This window comes from Mycobacterium sp. IDUB_3, from assembly GCF_055419585.1.
Genome location: NZ_JBVAXZ010000001.1, coordinates 2,897,603 through 2,918,858, shown reverse-complemented (window position 1 = coordinate 2,918,858; position 21,256 = coordinate 2,897,603). Strand labels below are relative to the sequence as shown.

Sequence of the window (21,256 nt, the reverse complement as noted above, 5' to 3'; positions counted from 1 at the left end):
AGGGGTCACCACCGATGTCCGAACCCGTCTATCGGAGCAGGCCGGGTGCCGACGCGATGCGCCCGGCGTCTGCCGAGAAGGCCGAAGAGATCGCCCCGGGATTGTGGTGCTCGCCCGGGTTGTCCAACTCGTATCTGCTCACCACGACCGAGGGCCGGGTGATCGTCAACACCGGTATGGGCTTCGAGGGGCCGGTGCATCGCGCCAATTTCGACGCCGTGGACTCGTCACCGGTGCGCTACATCATCTTCACGCAGGGTCACGTGGATCATGTCGGCGGCCTGGACAGCGTGCGGGATCCCGAGACGACCGTTGTCGCGCAGGCGAATTGGAAGACCTGGCGCGACGACAACGACCGGCTGACCCCGTACCGGGCCAACCGCAGCGCCTTCGCCTTCAAGGACACCCTGACCAGTGGTATCCAGGCCATCCAGCGGCGCCTGGGCACAACCCGGCTGGCCGGCCAGAGTGTGCCCGTCGTCGACATCGATTTCGAGGACACGCTCCGCCTGAAGGTCGGGGGCAGGCTGATGGAACTGATCTCCGTCCCCGGCGGCGAGACCACCGACTCCTTGGTGATCTGGCTGCCCGAGGAACGAATCTGTCTGTGCGGAAACACGTTCGGGCCTCTGATCGGGCACATTCCCAATCTCGTGACCATGCGCGGCGACCGCTATCGGGATGCGTTGACGGCCATCGCATCGGTGGAAACGGTCCGCGACCTGCAGGCCGACCTGCTCGTGACCGGCCACTTCGAGCCGATCAGGGGTGCCGGACGCATCAATGCGGAGTTGACCCGGCTGCGCGACGCGCTTCAGTACATCCACGATCAGACCGTCGCCGGGATGAACGCCGGCAAAGACGTCCGCACCCTGATGCGGGAGATCACCCTGCCCGCGAAATACGAAGTGGGCCAGGGCTATGGCAAAGTCGCGTGGGATGTGCGGGCCGTCTGGGAGAACTACTCGGGCTGGTTCCACCACGAATCGACCACCGAGCTGTACCCGGTCGCATTCGATTCCGTCGCCGCCGACGTGGTCGAGCTGGCCGGCGCTGATGCGCTGGTGGAACGGGCGCGGGCACACCTGGCCGCCGATCGTGCGCTGCAGGCAATCCACCTCGCCGAGCTTGTCCCGGCGGACCATCCGGAGGCTCGCGACGTACTGCGGGAAGCGCATGAAAAACTGCTCGCCAGCAGCACGAACTTCTGGGAAATTGCCTGGCTCCGCATCCAGATAGCGAGGAACACATGACGGCATTCGCGCTACGGCCCCAGGACTTCTATCACACCGGAATCATCGTGGCCGACCTCGACGCGGCCATGGCCCGGCTGACCGCGCTGGCCGGCTACCGGTGGATCACCCCGGTGAGCTACACCTTGCCGTTTCGCACGACGAGCGGAACCCAAGAGGTGACTTCGACTTTCGTCTATTCGCTGCAGGCGCCGCACATCGAGTTGATCAAGGAGGTACCGGGCACGGCCTGGACCGCCGCACCCGGCAACGCGATTCACCACCTCGGCTACTGGACCGACAACTTGGCCGAGAGCGCGAAGATATTGGAAGACAATGGCTTCACCTTTGAAGCGACCGCCGACACCGCTCCGCCGGATCTGGCGCTCTTCGCCTACTACGTCGACCCGGCGGGGACCCGCATCGAGATCGTCGACCGCGCACTGTTCCCCGACTTTCCGGCCTTCCTGCAGGCGGCGGCCGGACCGCAAGCGTCGTGAGGCGGGACCGCGAATGCTCTTGACAGTGCTCCGCTTCAATTTTGCTTCCCCGCAAGGTGATCCACGCACGCAGGGCGAGCTCCTGTCGGCGGCGGTCGAACTGGGGCAGTGGGGGGAGGCCCACGGAATCACCTCCATCAGCGTCGACGAGCATCACGCGACCGGACACGGGTGGAGCTGCAATCCGATCATGGCCGCGGCGATGTTCTTGGCCCGGACCTCGACACTGATCGCCAGCGTCGATTGTGCACTGGGGCCGCTGTGGAACCCGGTGCGGCTTGCCGAAGATATTGCACTCGTCGACAACATGAGCCGCGGCCGCCTGCACACCACGGTGGGTCTGGGATATCGGACGGTCGAATACGACGCTCTGGGAGCCGATTTCGGGCGGCGCGGTGCGCTGATGGACAGCCTGCTCGAGCGGATGCTGACCGTCTGGTCCGGCGACGATCCGGAAAACGCAATCTGCACCGGCACCTGGACGCGGCCGCATCCTCCGCTGTATGTCGGTGGCGGCGCGCGTGCCACGGCACGTCGCGCGGCCCGGTTCCGGCTCCCGCTCAGCCTGGCCGATCACTTGCCCGACATCGCCTCTTACTACCGCGAGCTGTGTGCCGAGGCCGGCATGTCGCCCTTCATTCTCATGCCAGGCCCGATCAATCGCGGAATGATCTACCTGCACGAGGATCCGGACCGGGCCTGGGCGGAGCTCGGTGGCCACATCCTCTGGGAGGCAGTCACTTACGGACGATGGTCAACCGACCAGCGTTCGCTCATGCACCTGCCAGGTGTCCGGACACTGGATCAGGTCAGGGCATCGGGACGATACCGTTTTCTCACTCCCGATCAGCTGATCGAAGAGGTGCGCGACGCGGACAACTACGGCCCGCTCGTCATGCACCCCCTGGTCGGCGGCATGCCGGTCGACGAGGCGTGGAAGTCGGTCCAGCTGCTCACCGACAAGGTCCTGCCCGCACTCACCTGACGCGTCGAAGTGGTTGCGACGGGAGTATGTCCGGCGCTAACCGTTAGGCGTCGAACGCGAGCGGGAGTGAGGTCGGACCGCTGATACCGGCGGGAGGCTTCCACGGCGCCGGGCCGATGCGTCGAGCATTGGACATCCGTCGCGTGATTACGCGCAACGCTTCGACCAATTCGATTCTGGCGAGGTGCGCGCCGAGGCAGTGGTGAACTCCGCCGCCGAAGGTCAGCATCGGCGCCTGCCCCTTTCGGGTGATGTCGAGCCGATCGGAGTCGGCGTACACCGCGGGATCACGGTTGGCGGCCGCGGTGTTGGCAAAGGCGTAAGCCCCCTCCGGAATCAGAACTCCGCCGAGTTCGACGTCGGTGGTCGCCACTCGAAGCGATGCGAAGATGGTCGGCGAGTGACGCATGATCTCCTCGACCGCTTGCGGCGCGAATTCGGGATGTTCGGCCAACAACGCCCACTGCTCTGGATGGTCGGATAACACCTGAACTGCGGCGGCCAGCTGATTGCGTGTGGTGTCGGTGCCGGCGTTGAGCAGGATCGCGACGAGGTTGACCAACTCATCGTGGGTTAGCCGCTCCTCCAGGTAGGTGTCGAGCTGTTCCCACGCGCCCAGGATGGCCGCCTCTTCGGCTGCGACGTTGCAGCCGAAGGCTTTGCTGAGATCGTCGGCCCAGCGGGCAAACAGCCGCCAGTCCTGCGCCGGCGCGCCCACCAGCGCGCAGATGATCGGGACCGGGTACGGCCTGGAGATGTCGCGGGCGAAGTCGCAATGGCCCGCCGCGCTGTGCCGATCGACCAACTCGGTAATGACGTCGATGCATGCGGTGCGCATCCGCTCGGCGGCTCGTGGGGTGAAAGCTCTTGATACCAGCCGGCGCAGCCGAAGGTGTTGATCTGCGTCCACCGACATGATCGTCTGGCAAACCTTGTCCCACACCGGCCCCGAGCTGATGCCCTGAACCACAAGGCTGATGCCGCGCGGCATGACGAAGCGGGGATCGCGCAACACGGTGCGGACAACGCCGTAGTCGAGCAGCTCAGGCCCGTACGGGCCGACCGCGACGGTCGCCTGCCGGTGGGCATGCCGGATGATGCGGTGCGCCTCGTCGGGGTCTGTCGTTTCGTGATACGCGAAGGTCGGCCAGCCGGAATCAAAGATGGTCGGTGCGTGAGTGATGGTTGTCATGGCGTCGACTATCGGTTGGCGCCGCCGCCAGTCCATCGGGGCAAATACTTAATTGTGCGGTGTTGGAGGCCTTAGCTAAGTGCGGCCGCGCAAGAACATCAGCAATTTTGCTGATGTTCTGTGATCCGAGGCGCCGCATGCTGGCTAGCATGAGCGAAACTGACTGGAGCGACCTGGCCGTGAGCGAGCTGCCGACCGGAACCGTGACGTTGCTGTTGGCCGACGTCGAGGGCTCTACGCGGCTCTGGGAGACTCAGCCCGACGAGATGGCGGTTGCTATCGCACGCCTGGATCAGGCGCTGACGGACGTGGTCGCGGCCCACTGTGGGGTCCGCCCCGTCGAGCAAGGCGAGGGCGACAGCTTCGTGATCGCTTTTGCCCGCGCGTCCGACGCGGTGGACTGCGCTCTCGATCTGCAGCGGGCCCCCTTGGCGCCGATCAGGCTGCGCATCGCGATCAACACCGGCGAGGTGCGCCTGCGTGACGAGGGCAACTACATCGGACCGGCGATCAACCGCACCGCCCGATTGCGCGATCTCGCCCACGGCGGACAGACGGTGTTGTCGAGCGCGACCGAATTGTTGGTCGTCGATCAGCTCCCGGCCGATGTCACGCTCACTGACCTCGGCACCCACCCCCTGCGCGATCTGCCTCGACCCGAGCGGGTGGTGCAGCTGTCTCACCCCGATCTGCGCAATGAATTCCCGCCGCTGCGTACATCTAGAGATGTCGGTTCTGAAAACCTTCCGGTCGAGCTCACGAATTTCATCGGGCGCCGACAAGAAATCGTGACCCTCCGTAAAGTGCTCGCTGCCAACCGCTTGGTGACCCTGACCGGCGCCGGCGGAGCCGGCAAGACACGCCTGGCCGTCCACCTGGCCGCCGAACTGGCGGGCCACTTCAGCGACGGTGTCCGCTATGTGGATTTGGCGCCGGTCACTCATCCAGACGTGGTGCCGGTCACCGCGGCCCGCGCGTTGGGGCTGTTCGACCAACCAGATCGCTCGACGACCGATCTACTACTGCGGTTCCTTCGCGACCGCCACATGCTGCTGGTGGTCGACAACTGCGAACATCTGCTCGACTCGTCCGCCTCGTTAGTCGCTGCGCTACTTGGTGCCGCACCGAGGCTGACGGTGCTCGCCACCAGCCGTGAGCCGCTTGGCGTGGCTGGCGAAGCGATGTGGCAAGTGCCTTCGCTCTCTCTGTGCGACGACGCAGTCGAGTTGTTCGCCGACCGTGCCCGATTGGCCAAGGCGGGGTTTGCCATCACCGACGACACCACTGCTGCCGTGGCCGAAATCTGTCTGCGCCTCGATGGAATGCCGCTGGCGATCGAGCTCGCCGCCGCGCGGGTGCGCTCGCTGTCGTTGACCGAGATCGTTGACAGCCTCCACGATCGCTTCCGATTGCTGACGGGAGGTTCGCGCACCGCGGTGCGCCGGCAGCAGACGCTGCGAGCTTCGGTGGATTGGTCGCACGCACTGCTGACCGACACTGAACGAATCCTGTTTCGTCGCCTCGCGGTATTCCTGGGTGGATTCGACCTCGCTGCCGCCCAGGCGGTCGCCGGCACCAGTGGTGTGGAGCGTTACCAGGTGCTGGATCAGCTCACGTTGCTCGTAGACAAATCACTGGTGCTCGCCGAAAACATCGGCTGCACAACGCGATACCGGCTACTCGAAACGGTGCGTCAATACGCGCTCGAAAAGCTGGGTGAATCTGGTGAAGCAGACGTTGTGCGATCGCATCACCGGGACTACTACGCGTCGATGGCGACGCTGCTCGACGTGCCGGCGCACAGGAATTACGAACAACACATCGATCAGGCCGAGGCGGAGATCGACAATCTCCGTGCCGCGTTCGCATGGAGCCGCGACAATTCCGACGTTGAGCATGCGCTGGCATTGTCGTCGTCGTTGCAGCCGTTGTGGCTGGCGCGGGGCCGTATCCGGGAAGGCTGGGCCTGGTTCGACGTGGCCCTAGGCGATTTCGACGCGAGGAAGCTCGAAGTGACGGCCGCGGTGCACGCGCGGGCGCTCGTCGACAAAGCCCTGTTATCGATCTGGATTGGCGACCCGAACATCAAGGAAGAGGCGGAGCGGGCAATTGCGCTGACCCGCCAAATCGATGATCCGGCCCTGCTGGCCCGTGCGCTGAACGCTTGCGGCTTTGCTGCCGCACAAAACCGCGAGCCCGCCGAGCCGTTCTTCGCGGAAGCGAGCGATCTCGCCAGGGCGTCGGGTGACCAGTGGTTGCTGTGCCAGATCCTGGCGTGGCGAGCGTACGGAGCGATCGCCATTGGTGAGCCGATCGCAGCGCGCGCGACCGCAGAGGAAGGACGCGACATCGCCGACGCGATCGGTGATCGGCTCGACTCGCGCCAATGCCGCTACTGGCTCGCCAACGCCCAGCTGTACCAAGGTGATCCGGCCGGGGCAGTATTACAATTCCGGGCGATTGCCGACGAGGCCGAGGCGGCCCATGACTTGATTTACATGGTTTACGGTCTGGCGGGCGAGTGCTACGCGCTGGCGTGGCATGGTGAGGCGCACGCCGCCCGGTGCGTGATCGACGCAGCGCTCGCGCCAGCGTCGGAGTTGCAGGGGTTTATCGAGGGCCTTGCGTATTCGGCGTTGGGAACCGCGGCTTTGGCCGCGGCGGACGTTGCGCTTGCACAGGACGCTTGCGATGCAGCCTGGCGAGAGCTGGGTGTCAGGCCGGGGCAAGCGGCACTCCAGCGAGCCTATAACGCCCAGGCCGCATTGGCCGCCGGTGACGCGGACTCCGCCCGTCGCTGGGCCGACGACGCGGTATCAATGGCCGCGGGCTGGCACCTGGCGGTGGCCCTCACAACACGCGCCCGCGTGGCGTTAGCCCAAGGCAACCCTGAACAGGGCGAGCGTGACGCCCACGACGCCCTAGCCCAAACCGCCGAAGTCCAGTCTTATCTGGGAATCTCGGACACACTGGAGTGCCTTGCCGTACTCGCCGTCGACAACGACCAGCAACGAGCTGCGCGGCTCTTCGGGGCCGCGGACGCAATTCGGCAACGCAATGGGATGGCGCGGTTCAAGATCTACGAGACCGACTACCAGAGTACGGTGGCGAAGCTCCGAGATGCCATGATTCAGAAGGACTTTGATACGGCCTGGGCCGAGGGCGCGGCGTTGTCCCTCGAAGAAGCGATCGCGTACGCCCGGCGCGGCCGCGGCGAGCGTAAGCGCCCGTCCAGTGGTTGGGAGTCACTGACACCCGCCGAGCACGATGTCGTGCGCCTGGTCTGTGAAGGATTGGGCAACAAGGAGATCGCCGCGCGACTGTTCGTCTCACCTAAGACCGTGCAAGCCCACCTCACTCACGTGTACACCAAACTTGGAATCACTTCGCGAGTTCAGCTGGTTCAGGGGGCGGCTCGCCGGGCGTGACCGCGCGCTGCTCCAGCCAATCCGCCAGCGAGCGGCCGGCATCCAGCACGTGTCGTTCGGCGATCACGCGCGCCCGCTCGGCGTCTTTGTCACCGAGGGCGTCCAGCAATTCCTGGTGTTCGTCGAGTGAGTGCTTCTCGTGCTCGGGGAACAAGGTGAGGAAATTGCTCGGCACCACCCGAGCGGCCTGCTTGATCTGATTCAGCAGCCGCGGCGAGTGCGCGGCACGGTGGATCATCTGGTGGAAATGCCAGTTGGCCTCGCCGATGCTGTCGTCGCCGGACCGCGCGACGACGTCGGCCGCGAGTTCACGCAGCGTCTCGAGCTCCTGCGGCTCGATCCGCCCGGCGGCCCACGCCGCGGCCTGCCCGGTCAACACCCCGAGAATGGTGAAGCTGTCCAGTACGTCGTCCGGGCTGATTCCGAGCACCGTCACGCCGCTGCGCGGGGCGACTTGGACCAGCCCCTCGAAGGACAACTCCAGCAGCGCCTCGCGCACCGGCGTGCGGCTGGTCGCGAATTCTTCGGTAATGGCGTCCAGGTCCACGCGTGATCCGGCGGGCAGGGCGCCGGTGAGGATCCGGTCGCGGAGCTCGCGGGCGGCGCGCTCGCGGACGGTTCCGGAAATGTCGATGGCTGCCACCTGCGCAGAATACCAAACGACAGATCTAGCGTTTGATATCTGAAATATCAGATGTTACGTTTCAAACATGCGTACCGACAAAATGGCGCTCGTAGCCTTCATGCAGGCCGGCAGCACTTCCGTCTACGCGGGCTCGTGGCGGCACCCCGCAACCGAGCACCGATACCTGGATGCGTCCTATTACGCCAAGATCGGCCGTCAGCTCGAAGAGGGCTGCTTTGACCTGATGTTCTTCGACGATCGCCTGGCGATGCCGGGGGTCTACGGCGGCTCGGTGGACGAAGCGGTGCACTACGGCGCCCGTCCGGTCAAGCTGGATCTCAGCGTGATCCTCGGGGTGCTCGCGCAGGCCACCTCGAAAATCGGGCTGGGCGCCACCTACTCGACGACCTACTACCAGCCGTTCCACGTAGCACGGACCTTCGCCTCGCTGGATCACCTTTCGGGCGGCCGCGCCGCCTGGAACGTGGTCACCTCGGTCAACGACAGCGAAGCGCAGAACTTCGGCGTCGATGCCCACCTCGGCCACGATGAACGTTACGACCGGGCCGACGAATTCATGGATGTGGTGACCGGCCTGTGGGACACCTGGGAGGACGACGCCGTCCTGCACGACCGGGTGTCCGGGCAGTTCGCGGACCCCGCCAAGGTGCACGAGCTGGGGCACGTCGGCCGGTTCTTCTCCGCCCGCGGCCCGTTGACGGTGCCGCGCAGCCCGCAGGGCCGCCCTGTCGTAATCCAGGCCGGCTCGTCGGGCCGCGGCCGCGAATTCGCCTCGCGGTGGGCCGAATTGATCTTTACCGGCGACCCGGGAATCGACGTCGCGCGCAGCCACTACGCGGACCAGAAGGATCGGATCGCCGACGCCGGCCGCGATCCCGCCGCGGTTCGCATCTGTCCCATGGCATACGCTGTCGTCGGCGAGTCGGAAGCCCACGCCAAGGAGCGCGAAGCCATGTTCCTCGATGATCTGGTTCATCCCATGGCATCCCTGACGCTGTTGTCGGAGTTGATGAATTACGACTTCGCGCAACACGATCTCGACGACCCGGTGACCGACGAACTGCTCGCCTCGGTCTCGGGCATCCGCGGGCTCGTGCAGAACCTACGCACCCATATCGGTGGAGACACCGTCACGTTGCGCGACCTCGCCAGCCATCGCGCCACCCTGCTGCAGGGACCGCGTTTCATCGGCACCGGCCGCCAGGTTGCCGACCAGATGGCGGACTGGTTCGAAACCGGTGCCTGCGACGGATTCGTGCTGGCCGCAACGCATTTGCCCGGAGCATTCGAAGACGTCGTGCGCATGGTGGTCCCGGAGCTGCAACACCGGGGGCTGTTCCGCACCGAGTACCAGTCGTCGACGCTGCGCGGACACCTTGGGCTGCAGCGTCCTTCGAACGCACGGGTGGCTGCCGGTGCGAATGCTTGACGGACTGCGGGTACTCGACCTCGCCACCCTGGCCGCCGCGCCGCTGGTGGCGACCTACCTGGGCGAGTTCGGCGCGGACGTGATCAAGGTCGAGGACCCCCGCGGCGGTGATCCGATCCGGGGGTGGGGCAATCAGCGCGACGGCGTGGGGCTGATGTGGAAGTCCTTGTCGCGCAACAAGCGTTCGATCACGCTGGACCTGCGCTGCGCCGAGGGTCAGGCGCTGGTGTGCCGGCTGGTGGAGCATGCCGACGTCGTCATCGTCAACACCCGTCCGCAGACGCTGCGCAAGTGGGGACTGGACTACGAGAGCCTGCGCGCGGTCAACGACCGGATCGTGATGCTGCACATCACGGGCTACGGGTTGACCGGACCCAAGAGTGAGCGCCCGGGGTTCGGCACGCTGGGGGAGGCGATGAGCGGATTCGCGCACATCACCGGCCAGGCCGGCGGTCCGCCCACGCTGCCGCCCTTCATGTTGGCCGATGGTGTGGCTTCGCTGAACGCCGCCTACGCGGTGATGATGGCGCTATATCACCGAGACGTGCACGGTGGGCCGGGTCAGCTGATCGACGTGAACCTGATCGACCCGCTGGCCCGCCTGCTCGAACAGACGTTGTTGGGTTATGACCAGTTGGGCCTGGTGCCCGAGCGGTCCGGCAATCGGTGGGACATTTCGGCGCCCCGCAACACCTATCGGACGGCCGACGGGCGGTGGCTGGCCATGTCCGGGAGCTCACCGGCACTGGCGCTGCGGGCGTTCCGGGCGATCGGGCGAGACGACCTGGTGGCAGACCCCGACTTCTCCGATCCTCAGCGCCGGCTCGCCAGGGCGCGTGAGGTCGACGCGGTGGTGGCCGATTGGGTTGCGACAAAGACACTTTCGGAGGCGATGGAGGCCTTTGACGCCCACGAGGTGGCCGCGGCCCCGGTGTACGACATCGGCGATCTGGTCGACGACGAGCAGCTGGCGCATCGTGAGGTGTTCATCTCGGTCGATGACGCACAGCTCGGGGCGATGACGGTGCAGGCTCCGGTGCCACGTTTCTCGTCGGCGCCCGGCACGGTCGGCCACCTCGGACCGCTTCTCGGCGAACACAACGCCGAGGTCTACGGCGAACTACTCGGCTTGACTGCCAACGACATTGACGACTTGCGCGCCCGCGGCGTGTTGTGACAGAAGGAAATCGCTCGTGACCGATCTGCTCCGTCGTTCCGAACTCGCGGTGCCCGCGAGCAACGACAACATGTTCGAGAAGGGCGCCCAGTGCGGTGCCGACCTGGTGTTCCTCGATCTCGAGGACGCGGTGCCGGTGGCCTTCAAGGAGGAGTCGCGAGCCAAGGCCGTCGCCGCGCTCAACGACATCGACTGGGGCCGCACGGCCCGCGCCATCCGGATCAACGGCCTAGACACGCAGTGGTGCCATGATGACGTCGTCGAGGTGGTGACCAAGGCCGGTCAGAACCTCGACACGATCATAATTCCGAAAGCCCGCCGGGCCCGCGACGTCTGGTGGGTGGATGTGCTGCTCACCCAGCTGGAGGCGAAACTCGGTCTGGACAAACCCATTCGGCTCGAGGTGCTTATCGAAGAGGTGGAAGGTCTGGCCAACGCCGAAGAGATCGCGGCGGCCAGCCCCCGCCTGGATGCCCTGATCTTCGGCGTGGGCGACTTCTCGCTGTCGCAGGGCGCGCGGGTGGACACCAACTTCGTCCCGCTCGGCGAATACCCCGGCGAATTCTGGGCTTACGCGCGCAACAAGGTGATCGTGGCCGCGCGCATCGCCGGCATCGACGCGATCGACGCGCCGTATCCCGACTACCGGGACCTGTCGGGCTACGAGCGTGACGCCCGGCGCGCGTCGCTGCTCGGCTACACCGGCAAGTGGGCCATCCATCCCGACCAGGTGCCCGTCGCCAACGAGGTCTACGCCCCGACCGCGGACGAAATCGCGCGGGCCGAAGCCAATGTCGCTGCCTACCGGGAAGCCGAGGCCAAGGGCCGCGGCGCGGTCGGTGTGAACGGCGTCCTGGTCGACGCGGCCCACGTGAAGCAGGCCGAGCAGACGCTGGCGCGCGCCGCCCTGATCAAGAGCAGCCTCGCTTGATGGCGGCGACCCGCTGCGCGCAGCTACGGCCTGTAGTGGCGACCCGCCGCGCCCGGCTACGCCGCGCTTGCGATCGCCACGACCGCGCTTGCGATCTCCGCTAGTCGATCACCACCAGGAGGTCGCCGCCCTCCACCTGGGCGGTGTGCGAGACCGCGATTCGAGTGACCTTGCCGGCCTTCGGTGTGGTGACGGCGGCCTCCATCTTCATCGCTTCGATCGTCGCGATGGTCTGGCCGGCTTCGACTTCCTCGCCCACGTCGGTGGTCACGGTCACGACGCCGGCGAACGGCGCGGCGATGTGGTCGGGGTTGGCGCGGTCGGCCTTCTCGGCGGCGGGCACGTCCGAGGCGATGCTGCGGTCACGGACCACCACCGGACGCAGCTGCCCATTGAGGATGCACATCACGGTGCGCATGCCGCGTTCGTCGGCATCGGAGACGGCCTCCAGTCCGATCAACAGCTCGACACCGCGCTCCAGCTCGACGCGATGTTCGTCCCCGTGGCGCAACCCGTAGAAGAACTGGTTGGCGCTCAGTCGCGAGGTGTCGCCGTACAGCTCGCGATGGTCCTCGAGTTCCTTGGCGGGCCCGGGGAAGAGCAGCCGGTTCAGTGCCGCCTGCCGGTCGGCTCCTGGCGTGGCCAACGCCTTTTCGTCGTCGGCCGTCAGCTCCTCCTCCGGTTTCGCCGGACCGCGTCCCTCTAATGCCTTGGTACGCAACGGCTCGGGCCAGCCGCCCGGCGGGTCACCGAGTTCTCCGCGCAGAAAGCCGATGACCGAATCCGGAATGTCGTAGCGGGCGGGATCGTCGGCGAATTCCTGCGCGCTGACTCCCGCTCCGACCAGCGCCAGCGCCAGGTCGCCGACCACCTTGCTGGACGGGGTGACCTTGACGAGATGCCCCAGGACGGCATCGGCTCCGGCGTAGGCGTTTTCGATGTCCTCGAACCGGTCACCGAGTCCCAGCGCGATGGCCTGCTGGCGCAGGTTCGACAACTGGCCGCCGGGGATCTCGTGGTGGTAGACGCGTCCGGTCGGTGCAGGCAGCCCGGATTCGAAGGGCGCGTAGACCTTTCGCAGCGCTTCCCAGTACGGCTCCAGGTCGCAGACCGCCGACAGGGACAACCCGGTGTCGTAGACCGTGTTGGCCGCGGCGGCCACGATCGACGACAGCGCGGGCTGGCTGGTGGTACCCGCGAGCGGGGCGGCGGCACCGTCGACGGCGTCGGCCCCGGCGTGCCAGGCCGCCACATAGGTGGCCAGTTGCCCGCCCGGGGTGTCGTGGGTATGCACGTGGACCGGTAAATCGAAGCGGGACTTGAGCGCCGAGACCAGCGTCGCGGCCGCGGGTGCGCGCAGCAGGCCGGCCATGTCCTTGATCGCCAGCACGTGTGCGCCCGCGTCGACGATCTGTTCGGCCAGCTTCAGGTAATAGTCGAGTGTGTACAGCTTTTCGGCCGGATCGCTGAGATCACCGGTGTAGGACATGGCCACCTCGGCGATCGTCGCCCCGGTTTCGCGCACGGCGTCGATGGCCGGTCGCATCGAGTCGACGTTGTTCAGCGCATCGAAGATCCGGAAGATATCGATGCCGGTCGCCGTCGCCTCCTCGACGAACGCCGTGGTGACCGTCTCCGGATAGGGCGTATAGCCGACGGTGTTGCGCCCGCGCAGCAACATCTGCAGACAGATGTTGGGCAGCGCCTCGCGCAGCGTGGCCAGCCGTTCCCACGGGTCTTCTTTCAAAAACCGCAGCGCCACATCGTACGTCGCCCCGCCCCAGCATTCGATGGACAGCAGCTGCGGCGTGGTCCGGGCGATATACGGCGCCACCTTGATCAGGCCGCTGGTTCGGACCCGTGTGGCCAGTAGGGACTGGTGCGCGTCGCGGAACGTGGTGTCGGTGACGCCGACGCCGGGCGACTCGCGCAGCCAGGCCGCGAATCGCTCCGGCCCGAGTTCGGTCAGTCGCTGCTTGGATCCCGCGGGCGGGTCAGCCGACAGGTCGATGTCGGGCAGCTTGTCGTGCGGGTACACCGCCGACGGCCGCTCACCGTGCGGCTTGTTGACGGTGACGTCGGCCAGGTAGTTGAGGATCTTGGTGCCGCGGTCGGCGGAGCTGCGCGCGGTGAGCAGCTGCGGGCGCTCCTCGATGAACGACGTCGTGATGCGGCCCGCCTGAAAGTCCGGGTCATCCAGAACGGCTTGCAGGAACGGGATATTCGTCGAGACACCGCGGATCCGGAACTCGGCGACCGCGCGTCGCGCCCTGCGCACCGCCGTGGCGAAGTCGCGGCCGCGGCAGGTCAGCTTGATCAGCATCGAGTCGAAGTGCGCGCTGATGTCCGCGCCCAGCGTCGTGCCGCCGTCCAACCGGATGCCCGCGCCGCCCGGGGTGCGGTAGGCGGTGATCCGGCCGGTGTCCGGGCGGAAGCCATTCGCCGGATCCTCGGTGGTGATCCGGCACTGCAGCGCCGCGCCGTGCGGGACGACCGAGTCCTGGCTCAAGCCAATGTCTTCCAGGCTCTGCCCGCCGGCGATTCGCAGCTGCGCCGACACCAGGTCGACATCGGTGATCTCCTCGGTGACGGTGTGCTCAACCTGGATGCGCGGGTTCATCTCGATGAACACGTGGTTGCCGCGTTCGTCGAGTAGGAATTCCACCGTGCCGGCACACGTATAGCCGATCTCGCGGGCAAAAGCCACCGCGTCCGCGCAGATCTGTTGGCGTAATTCAGGTTCCAGGTTGGGTGCCGGTGCGATCTCGACGACCTTCTGGTGGCGGCGCTGTACGCTGCAGTCCCGCTCGTAGAGGTGCATGACGTTGCCCTGGGTGTCGGCCAGGATCTGCACCTCGATGTGCCGCGGATTGATCACAGCCTGCTCGAGAAACACCGAGGCGTCCCCGAATGCGGACTCGGCCTCACGGCTGGCAGCCTCGATCGCCTCGGGCAGCGCCGTGGGGTCGGCCACCCGGCGCATCCCGCGCCCGCCGCCGCCGGCGACCGCCTTGACGAACAGTGGGAACTCCATCGATTCGGCGGCCGCCAGCAGTTCGTCTACCGACGTCGACGGTGCCGAGGACGTCAGCACCGGAAGACCCGCTTCCCGCGCCGCCGCGATCGCCCGCGACTTGTTGCCGGTGAGCTCGAGCACCTCCGCGCTCGGGCCGACGAAGGTGATGCCCGCCGCGGCGCACGCCGCCGCGAGGTCCGGATTCTCCGACAGAAAGCCGTAGCCGGGGTAAATCGCGTCCGCCGCACACGCCCGGGCCGTCGCGACGATGTCGTCGACCGACAGGTACGCGCGGACCGGGTGGCCCTCCTCGCCGATCTGGTAGGACTCGTCGGCCTTTAGCCGATGCACGGAATTGCGGTCCTCGTAGGGATAGATCGCGACCGTGCCGATTTCCAGCTCATAGGCCGCGCGGAACGCGCGGATCGCTATCTCCCCGCGATTGGCGACCAGTACCTTCGCAAACACGGTATTTACGATAGAGCGCGCTGCGGAGGTCCGACATACTCGCTCAGCGGACGGATCAACGCGTTGGACGCGGTCTGCTCGATGATGTGAGCCGTCCACCCAGTGATGCGGCTCATGACGAAGATCGGCGTGAAGATGCCGATGTCGAAGCCCATCAGGTAATAGGCCGGTCCGGTCGGGAAGTCCAGATTGGGTTTGATGCCGTTGGCCTGGGCCATGTCCTTCTCCAGAACTTCGTAGATGTCGAGCCACTTTTGGCCGTCGCGGGCCGCGGCGACGCGCCTGAGGGCCTCCTTCATGGTCGGGACCCGCGAGTCGCCGTTCTTGTACACCCGGTGGCCGAACCCCATGATCTTGTCCTTGCGATCCAGCTTGCCCCGCAGCCATTCCGCGGCCCTGTCGGCGGTGCCGATGTCGAGCATGTCGTGCATGACGGCTTCGTTGGCGCCGCCGTGCAGCGGGCCCTTGAGCGCGCCGATGGCGGCCGTGACCGCGCTGTAGATGTCGGACTGGGTGGAGGTGACCACCCGCGCGGCGAACGTCGAGGCGTTGAAGCTGTGCTCGGCGTAGAGGACCATCGACTGCTCGAAGGTGTCCACCACCACATGCTCGGGCACGTCACCGAAGCACATGTGCAGAAAATTCTGCGCGTAGTTCATGTGGCTGTGCGGGGCGATCGGGTCCAGGCCACGCCGACGGCGCATGTCGGCGGCGACGATGGTGGGCAGCACCGCGAACATCCGCAACGCCTTGGCGTAGTTGGCCGCCGGGCTGCTGTCGTCTTCTTCGGGGTCTTCGGCGCCCATCGAGCTGATGAAGGTCCGCACCACGTCCATCGGGTGGCAGGTCTCGGGCAGCTTGGTCAACAACGACAGCTGAGATCGGTTCAGCCGGCGGGTTGCTCGTTCCCGCTGGGTGAACAGCGCGAGCTGTTGCTCGTCGGGAAGTTCGCCATGCCAGAGCAGGTAGGCAACCTGCTCGAAGCTGCAATGCGCCGCCAGGTCCTGGACCGCGTACCCGCGATAGGTCAGGGAGTTGGTCTCCGGGACGACCTTGGAGATGGCGGTGGTGTCGACGACGACACCGGCCAGGCCCTTGTAGATGCGGGGTTGGTTGTCTTCGATGGCGCTCATTGCGCGTCTCCTCCGATGGCGAAGTTGTAGATGCCGGAATCGAATTGGGTGTAGTCGGCGTAGCGCAGCAGCTCGTAGAGCCGGCTACGGTGCTGCATGCGGTCCAACAGACCGGACTGCGTTCCCTCGTCCGCGATTTCACGAAGGCCTGCCTCGACGGCGTGCATGGCCAGCCGCAACGTGGTGACCGGGTAGATCACCACGTTGTAGCCGATGCCGGACAGCTGCTGGACGGTCAGGAGTTGCGACTTGCCGAACTCCGTCATGTTGGCCAACAGCGGCGTGTCCACGGCGGCCCGGAACCGCTCGAATTCCGCTGGCGTGTGCAGGGCTTCGGTGAAGATCAGGTCGGCGCCCGCGTCGGCGTAGGCCTTCGCACGGTCGATCGCGGCGGGCACGCCCTCGATTCCGGCGGCGTCGGTGCGGGCGCAGATGATGAAGTTCGGGTCCCTGCGGGCGGCCACGGCGGCTCGCAGGCGTTTGATCATCTCGGCGGCCGGCACCACGGCCTTACCGTCGAGATGCCCGCACCGCTTAGGGTTTTCCTGGTCTTCGAAATGGCAGCCGGCCAGCCCGGCGTCCTCCAGCACGGTCACGGTGCGCGCGGCGCTCATCGGCTCGCCGAAGCCGGTGTCGGCGTCGATCAGGGTGGGTAGGTCGGTGACCGCCGCCATCTGCGCCCCGCGGCCGGCGACTTCGGTCAGGGTGGTCAGGCCGATGTCGGGCAGGCCGAGGTCAGCCGACAGGACGGCCCCGGACACGTAGACGCCGTCGAACCCGAGCTCGGCGACCAGCTTCGCGACCAGCGGCGAGAAGGCGCCCGGGAACCGTTGCAACCGGCCACTTTCCAGCGCGGTACGGAATCGCGCCCGCTTGGTCGACGCCGGTGCGGTGGCCCCGATCAGCCCGCTCATCAGAAGATCCCCGAGGGAATCGTGGGTGCCCGGTCGAGCACCGGCGGACCGACCGTGATATTCAATGCGTCCAGCGCACCCGGTTGCAGGTCCGAAAGGGCCTCAACCGCGGAGAGGAAGCGCCGCTGCTCGGTGTCGCTGACGACGCCCTCGGCCAGTTCGTGAAACTTTCCGATGTACTGCGCGCGCGCAAACGGCCTGGCCCCGAAGGGATGTGCGTCGGCCACGGCGATCTCGTCGACGATGACCTCACCGTTTTTGAGGGTGACCTCGGCGCGGGCTCCGAACGCCTTCTCCCCCGGATCCGAGGAGTGGTAGCGCCGGGTCCATTCGGGATCTTCGACCGTCGAAATCTTGCGCCAGAGCTCGACGGTGTCGGGCCGGTGCGCCCGCTCCGGCGCGTACGACCTTTCGTGATGCCAGGTTCCGTCCTGCAAGGCGACGGCGAAGATGTACATCACCGAGTGGTCCAGCGTTTCGCGGGAGGCATCCGGGTCGAACTTCTGCGGATCGCCTGCTCCGGTGCCGATCACGTAGTGGGTGTGGTGGCTGGTGTGCAGCACGATCGTCGCGATTTGGTCGAGATCGCCGATGCCGTCCCGCATTCGGCGTGCCAGGTCGATCAGAGCCTGGCTCTGGTATTCGGCCGAGTGCTCCTTGGTGTAACTGTCCAGGATGGCGCGCTTGGGTTCGCCCGGCTCGGGCAGCGGAACCTGGTAGGTGTGCTCCGGCCCGGAGAGCAGCCAGGCGACCACCCCGTCCTCGCCCTCCCAGATCGGGGCGGGTGCGCCCTCGCCGCGCATGGCCCGGTCGACGGCCTCGATGGCGACCTTGCCGGCCCAGGCGGGCGCGTATGCCTTCCAGCTCGAGATCAGGCCCTTGCGCGACTGCCGGGTGGACGTCGTAAGGTGCAGCGCCTGCCCGATCGCCTGATAAATAGTGTCCTTGTCGAGCCGCAGCATGGTGCCCAGTCCGGCGGCCACCGACGGGCCGAGGTGGGCGACGTGGTCAATCTTGTGCTCGTGCAGGCAGATTCCCTTTACCAGATCGATCTGGATCTCGTAACCCGTTGCGATGCCCCGGATCAGGTCGGCTCCGCCGATCCCCAGGTGCTGGGCCACTGCCACCAGGGCCGGGATGTTGTCACCCGGATGGGAGTACTCGGCGGCCAAGAAGGTGTCGTGGAAGTCCAGTTCGCGCACCGCCACGCCGTTGGCCCACGCCGCCCATTCCGGGGAGTAGTCGCCCTGGATCCCGAAGACCTTGGCGCCCTTGACCGAGTTGGGGTGCGCCTGGGCCTGGGCACGAGCGGCGGCTACCGGACGCCGGGTCACCGAAGCGGCCGACACCGCGGCGTTGTCGATGATCCGGTTGATCACCATCGCCTCGGTGTCGGTGGGCACGGCGACCGGGTCGGCCGCGACCTCGGCGATCTTCCAGGCCAGGTGCTCGTTGAGTGGGAAGTCGTCGGCGCTGCGTCGGGTTCGTACGTCATGAAGGCGCATAAGCCGCACAGTACGCAAAGTCGGTTGCCCGGTAAATGGCCTGTAAAAGCGTAATTATGTGTCCTTAGCCGCAGAATTTTGCGAACTTTGTGAAAGAGGCGGGCGTACCGTGTGATGGGTGGCGAAGATGTTCGCCGGAGCGAGGCTACGGCGATTACGCGAGGAGCAGGGGCTGACCCAAGTGGCGCTGGCGCGCGTCCTGGGATTGTCGACCAGCTACGTCAACCAGCTGGAAAACGATCAGCGCCCGATCACGGTTCCGGTGTTGCTCACCCTCACCGAGCGGTTCGACTTGCCGACGCACTATTTCGCGCCGGAATCCGACGCCCGCCTGGTGTCGGACCTGCGCGAAGTCCTGGCCGACACGTCTGCCACGGCCGCGCAAGTCGAGGAGTTGGTCGCCCGGATGCCGGCCGTCGGGCAGACTCTGGTCAATCTGCACCGCCGGTTGCACGACACCACGGCCGACCTCGAAGCGCTGCACAGTCGCGCCAATGTCGACACGTCGGGAATGCCCCAGCAGCCAATGCCTTTCGAAGAGGTCCGCGACTTCTTCTACGACCGCAAGAACTACATCGGCGAACTGGACACCGCTGCCGAGGATATGTTCAACGAGAACCGTTTGCGCATCGGCGGTCTCGACGGCCAGCTGGCGCAGTTGCTCGCCGACCAACTCGACGTCACGGTGGTGATCGACGACGGCCAGGCGCTAGATCCCAACTCTAAACGGCTGTTTGCGCCCGAATCGAGAACCCTGTATCTGGCCAGGTGGCTTCACCCCGGCCAGCGTGCGTTTCAGCTCGCCACCCAGATCGCCCTGCTGACCCAGGACAGCTTGATCACCGGGATCATCGCCGGCGACGATCAGCTCAGCGACGATGCCCGCGGCGTCGCCCGCATCGGCCTGGCGAACTATTTCGCCGGCGCCCTGCTGTTGCCTTACCGGAGGTTCCTGGACGCCGCTGAACGTGTCCGTTACGACATCGACCAGCTGGCAAGGCGATTCGAGGTGGGATTCGAAACCGTCTGCCACCGGCTGTCCACCCTGCAACGCCCCAACGCCCGCGGCGTCCCGTTCATCTTCGTCCGCACCGACAGCGCGGGCAACATCTCGAAACGCCAGTCCGCCACGGCGTTTCACTTCTCCCGCGTCGGCGGAAACTGTCCCCTCTGGGTCGTGCACCACGCGTTCTCCCGGCCCGGCCAGTTCCTGACCCAGGTCGCGCAGATGCCCGACGAGCGGACCTACTTCTGGATCGCCCGGACCACGGCCACTGAACCGAGCCGCTACCTCGGACCGGACAAGAGCTTCGCCATCGGATTGGGCTGCGACGTCGCCCACGCCGGGAAACTCATCTACTCCGTCGGCATCGATCCGACCAACACCGAGTCCATCGTGCCGATCGGCGCCGGCTGCAAGATCTGCGACCGGCCCGCCTGCCCGCAACGCGCCTTCCCGTATCTCGGCAGCCCGGTATACGTCGATCCGCACAGCAGCACGGATCTGCCCTACCCACCGGCGATTACGACCTGAAGGCGGTCGGGTCGGCCGGCCCCGATCAGCGGCGAGCCCGAGGCAGCAGCCGTCTCAGGATTCCGAGTGTAAGCGGTATCGCGAGCACGCCTGCCCACCAGACGAGTATGCGGTCTTGACGGCACCCGCGACGTAATGGTGCAGTGTGCCATGCAGCGGAGCGGGGAGACGGTATGCCCAAGGTAGCGATTCTCGATGACTACGCGGGCGTGGCCTTGCAGGTCGCCGACTGGTCACCCGTCCAAAGGCGGGCCGAGGTAACCGTTTTCGGCCGGCACCTTGCCGAGGATGAGGCGGCCGATGCGCTGCGGCCGTTTGATGTGGTGTGCACCCTGCGGGAGCGGATGGCCTTTCCGCGCACCCTGATCGAGCGGCTTGCGGACCTGAAGCTGATCACGATCGTCGGCAGGAGCCTGCCGAACCTTGACATGGTCGCAGCTACCGAACACGGGATTTTAGTGGCGCATTCGGATTTCGCCCATCCCCGATTCAGGTCCATGCGCGATGCCACGCCGGAACTCGCCTGGGGGCTGATGATCGCTACGGTTCGCAATCTCGCCGACGAGCATCGCAACATGCGCGGCGGCGGGTGGCAGAGCAGCGCGGGTATGACTCTGTCCGGCAAGACACTCGGGCTGCTCGGCCTGGGGAGGGTCGGCCGGCGCATGGCCGAGTACGCCGTTGCGTTCGGCATGGACGTCATTGCGTGGAGCCAGAATCTCACCGAGCAGGACGCGGCGAGCGTGGGAGCACGCCGGGTCGAGAAGGCCATGCTGTTCGAATCCTCGGACGTGGTCTCCATTCATTTGGTGCTCTCGGAACGCACCCGGGGCCTGGTCGGCGCGGCGGAGCTGGCACTGATGAAGCCGCACGCCTACCTGATCAACACCTCCAGGGGCCCGATCGTCGACGAGGCGTCGCTGATGGCCGCGCTCGAAAGCGGGCGCATCGCCGGGGCAGGGCTGGATGTCTATGACACCGAGCCGCTGCCGAAAGACCACCGCCTGCGGCTGCTTCCGAACGTGACCCTGTCTCCCCACCTGGGGTATGTGACGCGCGAAATGCTGGGCGCCTTCTACTCTGACACGGTGGAATCGGTGCTGGCCTGGCTGGACGGGGAGCCCATCAGGATCGCCAATCCCGAAGTGGCGCAACGGGGCTGAACC

At 66.3% G+C, this 21,256-nt stretch carries 15 protein-coding genes; 9 read left to right on the top strand and 6 right to left on the bottom strand.

The window, feature by feature from the left end; all coding sequences use genetic code 11:
- Nucleotides 1–14 precede the first annotated feature (14 nt).
- Genes ACZYVJ_RS13360 through ACZYVJ_RS13350 form a run of 3 tightly spaced genes read left to right on the top strand, consistent with a single transcriptional unit; the run spans nucleotide 15 to nucleotide 2,717 of the window.
- Nucleotides 15–1,253, top strand: coding sequence for an MBL fold metallo-hydrolase (locus ACZYVJ_RS13360; RefSeq protein WP_463831419.1), 1,239 nt, complete (start codon nucleotides 15–17; stop codon nucleotides 1,251–1,253).
- Complete coding sequence (locus ACZYVJ_RS13355) at nucleotides 1,250–1,732, top strand: VOC family protein (RefSeq protein ID WP_463831418.1); 483 nt, start codon at nucleotides 1,250–1,252, stop codon at nucleotides 1,730–1,732. The genes ACZYVJ_RS13360 and ACZYVJ_RS13355 overlap by 4 nt, the downstream gene beginning before the upstream one ends.
- Before the next feature lie 13 nt (nucleotides 1,733–1,745).
- Nucleotides 1,746–2,717, top strand: a complete 972-nt coding sequence (locus tag ACZYVJ_RS13350) for an LLM class flavin-dependent oxidoreductase (protein ID WP_463831417.1) — start codon at nucleotides 1,746–1,748, stop codon at nucleotides 2,715–2,717.
- Between the two features lie 43 nt (nucleotides 2,718–2,760).
- Here ACZYVJ_RS13350 and ACZYVJ_RS13345 read toward each other — a convergent pair whose 3' ends face one another.
- Complete coding sequence (locus ACZYVJ_RS13345) at nucleotides 2,761–3,909, bottom strand: cytochrome P450 (RefSeq protein ID WP_463831416.1); 1,149 nt, start codon at nucleotides 3,907–3,909, stop codon at nucleotides 2,761–2,763.
- A gap of 137 nt (nucleotides 3,910–4,046) precedes the next feature.
- Between ACZYVJ_RS13345 and ACZYVJ_RS13340 the strand changes: the two genes are divergently transcribed.
- Entirely contained in the window at nucleotides 4,047–7,337 is a 3,291-nt protein-coding gene (locus ACZYVJ_RS13340) for a helix-turn-helix transcriptional regulator (protein ID WP_463831415.1), read from the top strand.
- Here the strand turns inward: ACZYVJ_RS13340 and ACZYVJ_RS13335 are convergent.
- Complete coding sequence (locus tag ACZYVJ_RS13335; protein WP_463831414.1) at nucleotides 7,291–7,980, bottom strand: GntR family transcriptional regulator; 690 nt, start codon at nucleotides 7,978–7,980, stop codon at nucleotides 7,291–7,293. The two genes, ACZYVJ_RS13340 and ACZYVJ_RS13335, sit on opposite strands and share 47 nt — an antisense overlap.
- A gap of 67 nt (nucleotides 7,981–8,047) precedes the next feature.
- On the opposite strand from ACZYVJ_RS13335, the gene ACZYVJ_RS13330 reads away from it, so the two are divergent.
- From ACZYVJ_RS13330 to ACZYVJ_RS13320, 3 genes are read left to right on the top strand one after another with little or no spacing between them, the layout of a single operon-like run.
- Entirely contained in the window at nucleotides 8,048–9,412 is a 1,365-nt protein-coding gene (locus ACZYVJ_RS13330; protein WP_463831413.1) for an LLM class flavin-dependent oxidoreductase, read from the top strand.
- Nucleotides 9,405–10,589, top strand: a complete 1,185-nt coding sequence (locus ACZYVJ_RS13325; protein WP_463832983.1) for a CaiB/BaiF CoA transferase family protein — start codon at nucleotides 9,405–9,407, stop codon at nucleotides 10,587–10,589. The genes ACZYVJ_RS13330 and ACZYVJ_RS13325 overlap by 8 nt, the downstream gene beginning before the upstream one ends.
- 16 nt (nucleotides 10,590–10,605) lie before the next feature.
- A complete protein-coding gene (locus ACZYVJ_RS13320; protein ID WP_463831412.1) occupies nucleotides 10,606–11,520 on the top strand; it encodes an HpcH/HpaI aldolase/citrate lyase family protein in 915 nt (304 codons plus the stop codon).
- Between the two features lie 100 nt (nucleotides 11,521–11,620).
- Here ACZYVJ_RS13320 and ACZYVJ_RS13315 read toward each other — a convergent pair whose 3' ends face one another.
- Genes ACZYVJ_RS13315 through prpD form a run of 4 tightly spaced genes read right to left on the bottom strand, consistent with a single transcriptional unit; the run spans nucleotide 11,621 to nucleotide 18,556 of the window.
- On the bottom strand, nucleotides 11,621–15,004 hold the full coding sequence (locus ACZYVJ_RS13315) for a pyruvate carboxylase (protein ID WP_463831411.1): 3,384 nt from the start codon (nucleotides 15,002–15,004) through the stop codon (nucleotides 11,621–11,623).
- 5 nt (nucleotides 15,005–15,009) lie between these two features.
- Nucleotides 15,010–16,137: a bifunctional 2-methylcitrate synthase/citrate synthase gene (locus ACZYVJ_RS13310; RefSeq protein ID WP_463831410.1), complete on the bottom strand. Its 1,128-nt coding sequence runs from the start codon at nucleotides 16,135–16,137 to the stop codon at nucleotides 15,010–15,012.
- Nucleotides 16,134–17,051, bottom strand: coding sequence for a methylisocitrate lyase (prpB, locus tag ACZYVJ_RS13305; protein ID WP_463831409.1), 918 nt, complete (start codon nucleotides 17,049–17,051; stop codon nucleotides 16,134–16,136). Before prpB ends, ACZYVJ_RS13310 begins: the two co-directional genes overlap by 4 nt.
- Nucleotides 17,051–18,556 carry a 2-methylcitrate dehydratase PrpD gene (gene prpD / locus ACZYVJ_RS13300; protein WP_463831408.1) on the bottom strand — a complete coding sequence of 502 codons (1,506 nt, stop codon included), beginning with the start codon at nucleotides 18,554–18,556 and terminating at the stop codon, nucleotides 17,051–17,053. Before prpD ends, prpB begins: the two co-directional genes overlap by 1 nt.
- A gap of 127 nt (nucleotides 18,557–18,683) precedes the next feature.
- Between prpD and ACZYVJ_RS13295 the strand changes: the two genes are divergently transcribed.
- Nucleotides 18,684–20,090 carry a short-chain fatty acyl-CoA regulator family protein gene (locus ACZYVJ_RS13295; RefSeq protein ID WP_463832982.1) on the top strand — a complete coding sequence of 469 codons (1,407 nt, stop codon included), beginning with the start codon at nucleotides 18,684–18,686 and terminating at the stop codon, nucleotides 20,088–20,090.
- A gap of 173 nt (nucleotides 20,091–20,263) precedes the next feature.
- Nucleotides 20,264–21,253, top strand: a complete 990-nt coding sequence (locus tag ACZYVJ_RS13290) for a D-2-hydroxyacid dehydrogenase family protein (RefSeq protein ID WP_463831407.1) — start codon at nucleotides 20,264–20,266, stop codon at nucleotides 21,251–21,253.
- Nucleotides 21,254–21,256: the final 3 nt, after the last annotated feature.